This is a genomic window from Bordetella sputigena (assembly GCF_965137885.1).
Lineage (GTDB): Bacteria > Pseudomonadota > Gammaproteobacteria > Burkholderiales > Burkholderiaceae_B > Bordetella_C > Bordetella_C sputigena.
Genome location: NZ_CBCSCA010000005.1, coordinates 170,639 through 186,221, shown reverse-complemented (window position 1 = coordinate 186,221; position 15,583 = coordinate 170,639). Strand labels below are relative to the sequence as shown.

Annotated in this window: 1 protein-coding gene; it reads left to right on the top strand. The window is 63.7% G+C overall.

What is annotated here, in order from left to right; genetic code table 11:
• Positions 1–3: 3 nt before the first annotated feature.
• Positions 4–15,564 carry a VCBS domain-containing protein gene (locus ACNA0R_RS11850; RefSeq protein ID WP_415826203.1) on the top strand — a complete coding sequence of 5,187 codons (15,561 nt, stop codon included), beginning with the start codon at positions 4–6 and terminating at the stop codon, positions 15,562–15,564.
• The last annotated feature ends 19 nt before the right edge of the window (positions 15,565–15,583 follow it).

The window sequence follows — 15,583 nt, the reverse complement described above, 5'->3', positions numbered from 1 at the left end:
CTTATGGCTTATTCGCTTCCCGCCACTGTTCTGCAAGTCACCGGCCGCGCCTGGATGCGCCATCCGGACGGTTCCCTTACAGAGCTGCATGCCGGCAGCCGCATTCCCCCGGATACGGAAATCGTGACGTCGTCCGGCGCCACGGTAAGCCTGCAGGTAGAGGGCGGCATGCCCATCCTGATCGGCGAGAACCGCGAGGTCGCCCTGACCGATGACCTGACCGGGCAAGTGGACGTTACGGAAGCACGGGTGGCGCCGCCTCAGGGCCCGGACTCCGATCGGCTGCTCGCCGCGCTTCAAAGCGGGCAGGACCCATTCGACAACCTTGACCCCACAGCCGCGCTGACGTCCGGCAGCGGCGGGGACGCCGCCGGCAGCAGCTTCGTGCGCCTGGCGCGGATCCTGGAATCGACGACGCCGTTGTCGCTGGAGTATCCGACCTCTGGGACGGCGCAGGCCTCCAGCGACGTTCCGGCCGCGGGCGTGGCGGGCGGGGATGCGGGCGGGACGGCGGACGGGGCAGGCACCGGCACTTCCGCAACGGGTTCGGGCGGCGCCGCTGTTCCGGGCGGCGGGGCCTCCACGGGCGCTCCGACGAGCGGCGCCTCGCCCGTGGGCGAGCCGTCTACCGGAACGCCTTCCACGGGCACTCCGGTTGATCCTCCCCATGTAAATGCGCCCCCGGTCGCCGGTGCCGATGCGGCGATGACGACGCAAGACGCCTCGGTGAGCGGCAACATCCTGCGCAATGACACCGACCCCGACAACGATGCATTGGCCATCGTTACGGTCGGCGATCAGCGCATGGTGACAGGCGGTGTCACGGTGGCTGGCTCCAGCGGCGGAACGTTCACCGTTTACCCGGACGGTAGCTATGTATTCAACCCGGAGGGCAGCTATCAGCATCTCGGCGCCGGGCAGACCGCTACCAGCAGCGCTACCTACACCGTCACGGATCCGAGCGGATCGACTTCCACGACCACCGTCACGGTCACCATTACCGGCGTAAACGACGCGCCCGCGTCCACCGGTCTGGCTGACCTGACGGGACAGGATGCCCAGCAAGGTATCAATATCGACGTGTCCGGGCACTTCTCCGACTCGGACACCGGTGACAAGTTGACCTACTCGGCCGCCGGATTGCCGCCCGGGCTAAGGATCGATCCGCAAACCGGCGTGATCTCGGGAACCATCGATGCATCGGCGTCGACAGGCGGCGATCATGGCAGCTATCAGGTAGTGATTACAGCCACGGATAGTGGCGGTGCGACGACGTCGCAGACATTCGACTGGAACGTCGGCAATCCCGCGCCTGTCGCCGCCGATGACAATGCGGCGGCCGCTCAGAACGAGATGTTGGGCGGTAACGTCATTACCGGCGATGCCCAGGGCCATGGCCGGGATGTGGATCCCGATGGCGACGCGCTGACCGTCACCGGTGTGAATGGCCAGCCCGGCAACATCGGCCAGGCCCTGGCCGGCGACCATGGCGGCACCTTCGTGTTGAACGCGGATGGCAGCTACAGCTTCGATCCCGGCACGGCTTTCAACTACCTGCCGGCGGGGCAAGCACAGGCGACGTCGATTTCGTACACCGTGTCGGATGGCCAGGGCGGAATATCCACGGCGACCCTGACCGTAACAGTGACCGGCACCAACGATGTCCCGGTGTTGACCAGCGGTGTGCACGCGGTCACCGAGGACCAGGGCGCCACGGATGGGCAACTCACCGCCGAGGGTCAGTTGTCCATCACCGACGCCGATACCGGCGAGGCCGTATTCCGCCCGGGTGCGCACTTCGATGGCAGCACGGGCAACGGTAATGCGCCATTGGGCGCGCTGGTTTTCAACGCCGATGGCTCCTATGTCTACACGGTCGCGAACGACAACCCTGTCGTGCAGGGCTTGAAGAGCGGCGAGAGTATCGTCGAAACGTATACGGTGACCAGCCGGGATGGGGCTGCGAACAGCACGATCACCATCACGATCAATGGCACGGACGATGTGGCGGTCATCACCCCGCACGCGCCTGGCGACGACGCGGGAGCCGTCACTGAAGATACAGCGCTGACCGCCAGCGGCAAGCTGGACATCGTCGACGCGGATGCCGGCCAGGCGGTGTTCGTGCCGCAAACGAATGCGGCGGGCACCTATGGCACATTCTCGGTCGCGGCCGACGGCGCGTGGACATACACGCTCGACAATGCCGCCCCGGCGGTGCAGGCCCTGGGGGTCGATGACATCCGGACCGAGCAGTTCACCGTCACGTCGGCCGACGGCAGCACGAGCACCGTCACGGTCACGGTGCAGGGCACCAATGACACTCCCATCATCAACGCCGCCGTCGGCGCGGATACGGGCGAGGTCACGGAAGATGGCGTCAAGGTGGCGACAGGCCAGTTCAGCAAGACGGACATCGATGCGACGGATACGCACAGCTGGACGGTGGATGGCAACCCGCAAGGCACCTATGGCACGTTCGCGGTCGACCAGACTGGGAAGTGGACGTACACCCTGGACAACGCGGCGGCGCAGTCGCTGACCGCGAAGGATCACATCCAGGAAACCTACACGGTCAAGGTTGACGATGGCCATGGCGGCACGGCGACCAAGTCGGTGACCGTGACGATCAACGGTACGGACGACGGGGCTATCATCACGCCGCATGCGACGGGCGCTGACGCCGGCACGGTCAAGGAAGACACGACGCTGACCACCAGCGGCAAGCTGGACGTGGTCGACCCGGATGCCGGCCAGGCGGTATTCGTGCCGCAGGCCAATGCGGCGGGTATGTACGGGACGTTCTCGCTCACGGCAGACGGCACGTGGACCTATACGCTGAACAACGCTTCGGCGGCAGTGCAGCAACTGGCCGCCGGCCAGACTGCGACCGAGACGTTCACTGTTGCGTCGGCGGATGGCACGACCAGCGCCGTGACGGTGACGGTTCAGGGCACCAATGACGCGCCGGTGATCAATGCTCCTATTGGCTCCGCCAATGGAGACGTTACGGAGGATGGTTCCAAGACGGCGACGGGCCAGTTCAGCAAGACGGACGTCGATGCGACCGATACACACACCTGGACGGTGGACGGCAACGCGCAAGGCACCTATGGCACGTTCGCGGTCGACCAGACGGGGAAGTGGACGTACACCCTGGACAACGCGGCGGCGCAATCGCTGACCGCCACGGACCATGTCCAGGAAACCTACACGGTCAAGGTAGACGACGGCCATGGCGGCACGGCGACCAAGTCGGTGACCGTGACGATCAACGGCGCGGATGATGGCGCCATCATCACGCCCCATGCGACGGGTAGCGACGCCGGCACGGTCAAGGAAGACACGACGCTGACCACCAGCGGCAAGCTGGACGTGGTCGACCCGGACGCCGGCCAGGCGGTGTTTGTGCCGCAGACCAATGCGGCCGGTACGTACGGAACCTTCTCGCTCACGCCAGACGGTATGTGGACGTACACGCTGAACAATGCCTCGCCAGAGGTCCAACAACTGGCGGCCGGCCAGACCGCGATCGAAACGTTCACGGTGGTGTCCGCTGATGGCACGACCGGCACCGTGACGGTGACCGTCCAGGGAACCAACGATGCTCCGGTGATCGATGCTCCGGCTGGTACCGATTCCGGTACCGTTACCGAAGACGGTCCCAAGACGGCGTCAGGCCAGTTCACCCAGGCAGACGTCGACGCGAGTGATACACACACTTGGACGGTGGACGGCAACGCGGTGGGGGCCTATGGCACATTCGCGGTCGACCAGACTGGCAAGTGGACGTACACGCTGGACAACGGCGCGGCGCAATTGCTGACCGCCAAAGATCACATTCAGGAAACCTACACGGTCAAGGTCGACGATGGCCATGGCGGCACGGCGACCAAGTCGGTGACCGTGACGATCAACGGCACGGACGACGGTGCCATCATCACGCCGCATGCCACGGGTAGCGACGCCGGCACGGTCAAGGAAGACACGACGCTGACCACCAGCGGCAAGCTGGACATCGTCGACCCGGATGCCGGCCAGGCGGTATTCGTGCCGCAGGCCAATGCGGCGGGTATGTACGGGACGTTCTCGCTCACGGCAGACGGCACGTGGACCTATACGCTGAACAACGCTTCGGCGGCAGTGCAGCAACTGGCCGCCGGCCAGACCGCGACCGAGACGTTCACCGTCGCGTCGGCTGACGGCACGACCAGCGCCGTGACGGTGACTGTCCAGGGCACGAATGACTCGCCGGTGATCAACGTTCCGGCGGGCACGGACGCGGGGTCGGTGACGGAAGACGGTGGCAAGACCGCGACGGGCCAGTTCAGTCAGACCGACATCGACTCGACTGACACGCACACTTGGACGGTGGACGGCGGCACGCAAGGCACCTATGGCACGTTCGCGGTCGACCAGACGGGGAAGTGGACGTACACCCTGGACAACGCGGCGGCGCAATCGCTGACCGCCACGGACCATGTCCAGGAAACCTATACGGTCAAGGTAGACGACGGTCATGGTGGGACCACGACGAAGTCGGTGACGGTGACGATCAATGGCGCGGATGATGGCGCCATCATCACGCCCCATGCTACGGGTAGCGACGCCGGCACGGTCAAGGAAGATACGACATTGACGACCAGCGGCAAGCTGGACGTTGTGGATCCCGATGCCGGCCAGGCCGCCTTCGTCGCTCAGAGCGTGAACAGCCAGTACGGCACGTTTACCATGGGCACGGACGGCACATGGACCTATACGCTGAACAATGCTTCGGCGGCAGTGCAGCAACTCGCGGCCGGCCAGAGCGCGACTGAGACGTTCACCGTCGCGTCGGCTGACGGCACGAACAGCACCGTGACGGTGACCGTTCAGGGCACCAATGACGCGCCTACCATCAATGCTCTGGCCGACACCGATACCGGTTCGGTCACGGAAGACGGTACGAAGACCGCGACGGGCCAGTTCAGCAAGACCGATGTTGACGCCACCGATACGCACATCTGGACGGTGGATGGCAATGCGCAGGGCGCCTATGGCGCCTTCAGCGTTGACCAGAGTGGGAAGTGGACGTACACGCTGGACAACGCAGCCGCCCAGTCGTTGACCGCCACGGATCACATTCAGGAAACCTATACGGTCAAGGTCGACGATGGTCACGGGGGGACGGCCACGAAGTCGGTGACCGTGACGATCAACGGCGCGGATGATGGCGCCATCATCACGCCCCATGCCACGGGCAGTGACGCCGGCACGGTCAAGGAAGACACGACGCTGACCACCAGCGGCAAGCTCGATGTGGTCGACCCGGACGCCGGCCAGGCGGTGTTCGTGCCGCAGACGAATGCGGCTGGTACGTATGGAACCTTCTCGCTCACGCCGGACGGTACGTGGACGTACACGCTGAACAATGCCTCGACAACGGTCCAGCAGCTGGCTGCTGGCCAGACGGCGACCGAGACGTTCACGGTGGCGTCGGCGGATGGCACGACGAGCGCCGTGACGGTGACGGTTCAGGGCACCAATGACGCGCCGGTGATCAATGCTCCTATTGGCTCCGCCAATGGAGACGTTACGGAGGACGGTTCAAAGACGGCGACGGGCCAGTTCAGCAAGACCGATGTTGACACCACCGATACGCAAACCTGGACGGTGGATGGCAATGCGCAGGGCGCCTATGGCACGTTCAGCGTTGACCAGACGGGCAAGTGGACGTACACGCTGGACAACGGCGCGGCGCAATTGCTGACCGCCAAGGACCACATCCAGGAAACCTACACGGTCAAGGTCGACGACGGTCATGGTGGGACCGCGACGAAGTCGGTCACCTTGACGATCAACGGCACGGACGACGGGGCCATCATCACCCCGCATGCGACGGGCGCTGACGCCGGCACGGTCAAGGAAGACACGACGCTGACTACCAGCGGCAAGCTGGATGTCGTCGATCCGGATGCGGGTCAGGCGGTGTTCGTTCCGCAGACCAACGTGTCCGGAACGTACGGCACCTTCTCGCTGACCGCTGATGGGACGTGGATGTACACGCTGAACGATGCGGATCCTGCGATCCAAGCGCTCGGCGTCAACGAAAGTCGAGTCGAGCAGTTCACGGTAACTTCGGCCGACGGTACCACCAGCGTAGTTTCCGTCACGGTGCAGGGTACGAACGATGCGCCGGTCATCAATACCCCGGCAGGTGCAGATGCGGGTGCCGTCACCGAAGACGGTTCCAAGGCCGCGACGGGTCAATTCAGCAAAACGGACGTCGATGCGACCGATACGCACACCTGGACGGTGGACGGCAATGCGCAAGGCGCCTATGGCACGTTCAGCGTTGACCAGACCGGCAAGTGGACCTACACGCTGGACAATGCAGCGGCGCAGTCGCTGACCGCGAAGGACCACGTCCAGGAAACCTACACGGTCAAGGTCGACGACGGTCATGGTGGGACCGCGACGAAGTCGGTGACCGTGACAATCAATGGCGCGGATGATGGCGCCATCATCACGCCGCATGCCACGGGTAGCGATGCCGGCACGGTCAAGGAAGACACGACGCTGACCACCAGCGGCAAGTTGGACGTGGTCGACCCGGACGCCGGTCAGGCGATATTCGTGCCGCAGACCAATGCGGCCGGTACGTACGGAACCTTCTCGCTCACGCCGGATGGTACATGGACGTACACGCTGAACAATGCCTCGACGGCGGTCCAGCAACTGGCCGCCGGCCAAACGGCGACCGAGACGTTCACGGTGGCCTCGGCGGATGGCACCACCAGCGCCGTGACTGTGACGGTCCAGGGCACCAATGACGCGCCGGTGATCAATGCTCCTATTGGCTCCGCCAATGGAGACGTTACGGAGGACGGTTCAAAGACGGCGACGGGTCAATTCAGCAAGACGGACGTCGATGCGAGCGATACACACACCTGGACGGTGGACGGCAATGCGCAAGGCACCTATGGCACGTTCGCGGTCGACCAGACGGGGAAGTGGACGTACACCCTGGACAACGCGGCGGCGCAATCGCTGACCGCCACGGACCATGTTCAGGAAACCTACACGGTCAAGGTCGACGATGGCCACGGTGGGACGGCGACGAAGTCGGTGACCGTGACGATCAATGGCACGGACGACGGCGCCATCATCACGCCGCATGCGACGGGCGCTGACGCTGGCACGGTCAAGGAAGACACGACGCTGACCACCAGCGGCAAGCTGGACGTTGTGGATCCAGATGCGGGTCAAGCTGTCTTCGTGGCCCAAAACGTGAATGGCCAGTACGGCAGCTTCGCGATGGGCGTGGACGGCACGTGGACGTATACGCTGAACAACGCTTCGACGGCGGTCCAGCAATTGGCCGCCGGCCAGACGGCGACCGAGACATTTACAGTGGCCTCTGCCGATGGCACGTCGAGTACCGTGACCGTGACCATTCAGGGCACAAATGACGCGCCGGTAATCAATGTTCCGGCGGGCACGGACGCGGGTTCGGTTGCGGAAGACGGTGGCAAGACGGCGACGGGCCAGTTCAGTCAGACCGACATCGACTCGACCGATACGCATACCTGGACGGTGGATGGCAATGCGCAAGGCGCCTACGGCACGTTCAGCGTTGACCAGACCGGCAAGTGGACCTACACGCTGGACAATGCAGCGGCGCAGTCGCTGACCGCGAAGGATCACGTTCAGGAAACCTACACGGTCAAGGTCGACGATGGCCATGGCGGCACGGCGACGAAGTCGGTGACCGTGACAATCAATGGCGCGGATGATGGCGCCATCATCACGCCGCATGCCACGGGTAGCGATGCCGGCACGGTCAAGGAAGACACGACGCTGACCACCAGCGGCAAGTTGGACGTGGTCGACCCGGACGCCGGTCAGGCGATATTCGTCCCGCAGACCAATGCGGCCGGTACGTACGGAACCTTCTCGCTCACGCCGGATGGTACATGGACGTACACGCTGAACAATGCCTCGACGGCGGTCCAGCAACTGGCCGCCGGCCAGACGGCGACCGAGACGTTCACCGTCGCGTCGGCGGATGGCACGACGAGCGCCGTGACCGTGACCGTCCAGGGAACCAACGACGCTCCGGTGATCGATGTTCCGGCCGGTTCAGATGCGGGTTCCGCCACCGAAGATGGTGCGAAGACCGCGACGGGCCAATTCAGCCAGACAGACGTCGACGCGACCGACACGCATGTCTGGACCGTGGACGGCAACGCGAAGGGCGCCTATGGCACCTTCAGCGTCGACCAGACTGGCAAGTGGACGTCCACGCTGGACAACGCGGCCGCCCAGTCGTTGACCGCCAAAGATCACATTCAGGAAACCTACACGGTCAAGGTCGACGACGGTCATGGCGGCACGGCGACCAAATCGGTGACCGTGACGATCAACGGCGCGGATGATGGCGCCATCATCACGCCCCATGCCACGGGTAGCGACGCCGGCACGGTCAAGGAAGATACGACGCTGACGACCAGCGGCAAGCTGGACGTCGTCGACCCGGATGCCGGCCAGGCGGTGTTCGTGCCGCAGACCAATGCGGCCGGTACGTACGGGACGTTCTCACTCACGCCGGATGGTACATGGACCTACACGCTGAACAATGCCTCAACAGCGGTCCAGCAGCTGGCGGCCGGCCAGACCGCGACCGAGACGTTCACGGTGGCCTCGCCGGATGGTACGACCAGCGCCGTGACGGTGACGGTCCAGGGCACCAATGACGCGCCGGCGATCAATGCTCCTATTGGCTCCACTAATGGAGACGTTACGGAGGATGGTTCAAAGACGGCGACGGGTCAGTTCAGCAAGACGGATGTTGACGCCACCGATACGCACACGTGGACGGTGGATGGCAACGCGAAGGGCGCCTATGGCACCTTCAGCGTCGACCAGACTGGAAAGTGGACGTACACGCTGGACAACGCGGCCGCCCAGTCGCTGACCGCCAAAGATCACATTCAGGAAACCTACACGGTCAAGGTCGACGACGGTCATGGTGGGACCGCGACGAAGTCAGTCACCGTGACGATCAACGGCACGGATGATGGCGCCATCATCACACCGCATGCGACGGGCAGTGACGCCGGTACGGTCAAGGAAGACACGACGCTGACCACCAGCGGCAAGCTGGACGTTGTGGATCCAGATGCGGGTCAAGCTGTCTTCGTGGCCCAAAACGTGAATGGCCAGTACGGCAGCTTCGCGATGGGCGTGGACGGCACGTGGACGTATACGCTGAACAACGCTTCGACGGCGGTCCAGCAATTGGCCGCCGGCCAGACGGCGACCGAGACATTTACAGTGGCCTCTGCCGATGGCACGTCGAGTACCGTGACCGTGACCATTCAGGGCACAAATGACGCGCCGGTGATCAATGTTCCGGCGGGCACAGACGCGGGTTCGGTCGCGGAAGACGGTGGCAAGACGGCGACGGGCCAGTTCAGCAAGACCGATGTTGACGCCACCGACACGCACACCTGGACGGTGGATGGCAACGCGCAAGGCACGTACGGTACCTTCAGCGTTGACCAGACCGGCAAGTGGACCTACACGCTGGACAACGCGGCAGCGCAATCGCTGACCGCCACGGACCATGTCCAGGAAACCTACACCGTCAAGGTCGACGATGGCCATGGCGGCACGGCGACCAAGTCGGTGACCGTGACGATCAACGGCACGGACGACGGTGCCATCATCACGCCGCATGCGACGGGCGCTGACGCCGGCACAGTCAAGGAAGACACGACCCTGACCACCAGCGGCAAGCTGGACGTGGTCGACCCGGACGCCGGCCAGGCGGTGTTTGTGCCGCAGACCAATGCGGCCGGTACGTACGGAACCTTCTCGCTCACGCCAGACGGCACGTGGACGTACACGCTGAACAATGCCTCGACGGCGGTCCAGCAACTGGCCGCCGGCCAGACCGCGACCGAGACGTTCACCGTCGCGTCGGCGGATGGTACGACGAGTGCCGTGACCGTGACCGTCCAGGGAACCAACGATGCTCCGGTGATCGATGTTCCGGCCGGTTCAGATGCGGGTTCCGCCACCGAAGATGGTGCGAAGACCGCGACGGGCCAATTCAGCCAGACAGACGTCGACGCGACCGACACGCATGTCTGGACCGTGGACGGCAACGCAAAGGGCGCCTATGGCACGTTCAGCGTTGACCAGGCGGGCAAGTGGACGTACACGCTGGACAACGCGGCCGCCCAGTCGTTGACCGCCAAAGATCACATTCAGGAAACCTACACCGTCAAGGTCGACGATGGCCATGGCGGCACGGCGACCAAGTCGGTGGTCGTGACGATCAACGGCACGGACGACGGGGCCATCATCACGCCGCATGCGCAGGGCGCTGACGCCGGCACGGTCAAGGAAGACACGACGCTGACGACCAGCGGCAAGCTGGACGTGGTCGACCCGGACGCCGGCCAGGCGGTATTTGTGCCGCAGACGAATGTGGCCGGTACGTACGGGACCTTCTCGCTCACGCCGGACGGCACGTGGACGTATACGCTGAACAACGCTTCGACGGCGGTCCAGCAGCTGGCCGCCGGCCAGGCGGCGACCGAGACGTTTACGGTGGCCTCTGCCGATGGCACACCGAGCACCGTGACCGTGACGGTCCAGGGCACCAATGACGCGCCGGCGATCAATGCTCCTATTGGCTCCACCAATGGAGACGTTACGGAGGATGGATCAAAGACGGCGACGGGTCAGTTCAGCAAGACCGATGTTGACGCCACCGATACGCACACGTGGACGGTGGATGGCAACGCGAAGGGCGCCTATGGCACCTTCAGCGTCGACCAGACTGGCAAGTGGACGTACACGCTGGACAACGCGGCCGCCCAGTCGTTGACCGCCAAAGATCACATTCAGGAAACCTACACGGTCAAGGTGGACGACGGCCACGGCGGTACGGCGACCAAGTCGGTGGTCGTGACGATCAACGGCACGGACGACGGGGCCATCATCACGCCGCATGCGCAGGGCGCTGACGCCGGCACGGTCAAGGAAGACACGACGCTGACCACCAGCGGCAAGCTGGACATCGTCGACCCGGATGCAGGCCAGGCGGTGTTCGTGCCGCAGACCAATGCGGCCGGTACGTACGGGACGTTCTCACTCACGCCGGATGGTACATGGACCTACACGCTGAACAATGCCTCAACAGCGGTCCAGCAGCTGGCGGCCGGCCAGACCGCGACCGAGACGTTCACGGTGGCCTCGCCGGATGGTACGACCAGCGCCGTGACGGTGACGGTCCAGGGCACCAATGACGCGCCGGCGATCAATGCTCCTATTGGCTCCACTAATGGAGACGTTACGGAGGATGGTTCAAAGACGGCGACGGGTCAGTTCAGCAAGACGGATGTTGACGCCACCGATACGCACACGTGGACGGTGGATGGCAACGCGAAGGGCGCCTATGGCACCTTCAGCGTCGACCAGACTGGAAAGTGGACGTACACGCTGGACAACGCGGCCGCCCAGTCGCTGACCGCCAAAGATCACATTCAGGAAACCTACACGGTCAAGGTGGACGACGGCCACGGCGGTACGGCGACCAAGTCGGTGGTCGTGACGATCAACGGCACGGATGATGGCGCCATCATCACGCCGCATGCGACGGGCGCTGACGCCGGCACAGTCAAGGAAGACACGACCCTGACCACCAGCGGCAAGCTGGACATCGTCGACCCGGATGCCGGCCAGGCGGTGTTCGTGCCGCAGACGAATGCGGCCGGTACGTACGGAACCTTCTCGCTCATGCCAGACGGTACGTGGACGTATACGTTGAACAATGCCTCGACAGCGGTCCAGCAACTGGCCGCCGGCCAGACCGCGACCGAGACATTCACGGTGGCGTCGGCGGATGGCACGACGAGCGCCGTGACGGTGACGGTCCAGGGCACCAATGACGCTCCCATCATCAATGTTCCGCCCGGCACCGATACGGGTTCCCTCACGGAAGACGGTACGAAGACCGCGACCGGCCAGTTCAGCAAGACGGACATTGATGTGGCCGACACGCATACCTGGACGGTGGACGGCAACGCAAAGGGCACTTACGGTACTTTCAGCGTCGACCAGAGCGGCAAATGGACGTACACCCTGGACAACGCCGCGGCGCAATCGCTGACCGCCACGGACCATGTCCAGGAAACCTACACGGTCAAAATCGACGACGGTCATGGCGGCACCGCGACCAAGTCGGTGACCCTTACCATCAACGGTACGGACGATGCCGCCATCATCACCCCGCATGCCATAGGCAGCGATGCGGGTACGGTCAAGGAAGACACGACCCTGACCACCAGCGGCAAGCTGGACATCGTCGATCCCGATGCCGGCCAGGCGACGTTTATCACCCAGAACGTGACCGCGCAGTACGGTACCTTCACGTTGGGCAGCGACGGTACCTGGACGTACACGTTGAACAACAATGCTCCGGCGGTACAAGCCTTGGCAGTCAACCAGACCATGACGGAAACGTTTACGGTTTCCGCCGCTGACGGGACGACCACGAAGGTCAACGTGACGATCCAGGGCACGAACGACGCGCCGGTCATCACGCTGCCCTATGGCGGCGCCGACACCGGGGGCGTCACGGAAGACGGTACCAAAGTGGCTTCCGGCCAGCTGGCGCGCGCCGACGTCGACAGTGGCGACACGGCGACCTGGAGTATCCAGGGGGCAAGCAGGGGCACGTATGGGACGATCTCGGTGGACAACACCGGCAAGTGGACTTACACCCTGGACAACACGGCCGCCCAGTCCTTGAAGGCGGGCGATAAGGTCAACGAGGTCTATACCGTCAAGGTCGATGACGGTCATGGTGGGACTGACGTCCATACCGTCACCATCTCCATCAACGGCACCAACGACGTGCCCGTCATCGTCGGTCGCGGCGGCGACGGGGTGGGGGACCGCGGCACGGTCATTGAGGACGCATCCCTGACCGCGACCGGCAAGCTCGATACCACCGACCCGGACGCCGGCGAAGGCTATGTCCGGCCCCAGACCGTCCAGGACGCTTACGGCACCTTCAGCATCGACGCCAATGGCAATTGGACCTATACGCTGGACAACAACAATCCGGCGGTACAGGCCTTGTCCGGTGGGCAATCCCTGGGTACTCGTACCTTCACGGTGACGTCGCTGGACGGGACGGCGACGCATACGGTCAGCGTCAACATCAGCGGGACCAATGACGCGCCTACCTCGGCGGCCAATTCCACCCATGTGGAAGCGGGCACCACCCACGTCTTTACCACCAGCGAGTTCGCGTTCTCCGACAGCAATGGAGAAAGCAACAGCCTGCAAAGCGTCATTATTTCCCGCTTGCCGGATAACGGCAGCTTGACACTGAATGGCGCCGCCGTGACCGCCGGTCAGGCCGTATCGGCCAGCGACATCGCTGCCGGTAAGCTGGTCTACACGCCCGGCGCCACAGGCGCGGACGCGTCCTTCGGCTTCCAGGTGCGCGATACGGGCGGTACGGCCAACGGCGGCAAGGACACCTCCGGGGAATACAGCTTCAATGTCGTCACCGACAACCTGATACGCGGTACGAATGACGGCAGCAACGTCGGCACCCTATCCGGCGGATCCGGCGACGATATCGTCATCGGCGATGCCGGCGGCTCCAAAACCACGGTGGTCCCAGGCAAGAGCTACAACATCGCCTTGATCGTCGACCACTCCGGCAGCATGGCATGGGGCCTGGACGGCGGCAGCAATCCCGGATACGGGCAGGACCGTATGTCGCTGGTGAAGGCGGCGCTGCTCAACCTGCTCGATACGCTGGACAGCCATTCCGGCGGAGTGGTCAACGTAGCGCTGATCGGCTTCGGCACGTCGGCCGATAGCACGATTCAGATCCAGAACCTGACGACCAGCAACGTCCAGACGCTGATCAACGCGATCAACAATATGTCGGCCACCGGCGGCACCAACTATGAAGCCGCGTTCAATTCCACCGTAAGCTGGTTCAATGCCCAGACCGCCGCCGGCAAGACGGGCAGCAGCTACGAGAACATGACGTACTTCCTGACGGACGGAGACCCGACCTATTATCTGAACAACAATGGCACCCGGGGCGGCGACGGATCGACGACCGACGCGACGACGCTGCAGGAATCCATCAATGCCTTCCAGGCCCTGAGCAAGGTCACCAGCGTCAACGCCATCGGCGTGGGCGACGGCGTCAGCAGCCAGTACCTGCAGTTCTTCGACAACACCGCCAGCGGCAACGTGAGCAACGTGACGGTGGGCGTGGGATCTCATTCCGACACTACGCTGGCCAGCTTCGGGAGCCTCTTCGGCAGCGGCATAAACAACCCGCTGAATTGGACGACGACGGCGGGCGGAGTCGGTAGCAGCGCCGTCCGCAACCTCAATGGCTATATGCAGATCACCGACGTCACCGGCAGCGGCGATACGAAAGTGGTCAGCCCCAACATCACCATCGGCTCGTCCAAGATGGCATTGGCCTTCGATGTATCGACGACCAACTTCAATACCGGTGATAGCTTCAAATGGGCCATTGAGAAGCTCAATACCGGCACCGGCCAGTGGGAGACCGTGCAATCCGGTTCTTCTACGTCGCCGATCTCGAGCGCCGTGGAAATCGAATCGAACATCCTGGCGGCCGGCACCTATCATCTGGTGTATTCGGTCGGCGACAACACCGGCGGGCTTGGGTCGGCAACCGTCAATATCGACAACATCGAGACGCATTCCTACGGTTCGACGATTAGCGGCGCCGCTGGCACGGTGGATATAGCGCACCAGGCTTCCGATCTGGATACCGTGCTGCAAGGCGGCAGCGTCTCGACCACGCCAGCGACGGTAGGCAGCGACAACATCGACGGCGGCGCCGGAAACGATGTGATCTTCGCGGACACCATCAATACCGACGGCTTGTCATGGGCCGGTCATCCGGCGGGTTCCCATGATGGGCAGGGCATGCAAGGCCTGGTGGATTACCTGACCTCGACCAACGGCCACGCCGCCACGACCACCGAGCTTTATGACTACATCAAGGCGCATAGCGATGACTTCAACGTTGCCGGCGATACCCGCGGCGGGAACGATACGGTACATGGCGGAGCCGGCGACGACCTGATCTACGGGCAGGGCGGCAATGACACGTTGATCGGCGGACAGGGCAGCGACACCTTGTACGGCGGTACGGGCAGCGACACGTTCAAATGGGAGCTGAACGACCAAGGCACGACCTCGAAGCCGGCGGTCGATACCATCAAGGACTTCTCCAGCGATACGCCGGCCAATGGCGGCGACGTGCTGAACCTGAATGAGATGCTGCACAATCCGGCCGACGCCGATCTGTCGAAGTACCTGAACTTCAGCAAGGATGGCAACAATACCGTGGTGAAGGTCAGTACCGCGGGCGACGTGGCGCACGGTTTCGACCAGAAGATCATCCTGGAGAACGTCGACCTGACCGGCGGCAAGACCGACCAGGCAGCCATCATCAACGATCTATTGCAGAAGGGGAAACTGCAAGGACACGAGTAGGCAAGTGCCGGTATGGGCC

Bases quoted from the DNA above. Each gene is read 5' to 3' on its own strand.
- ACNA0R_RS11850 (WP_415826203.1), top strand. From the start codon at position 4: ATGGCTTATTCGCTTCCCGCCACTGTTCTGCAAGTCACCGGCCGCGCC.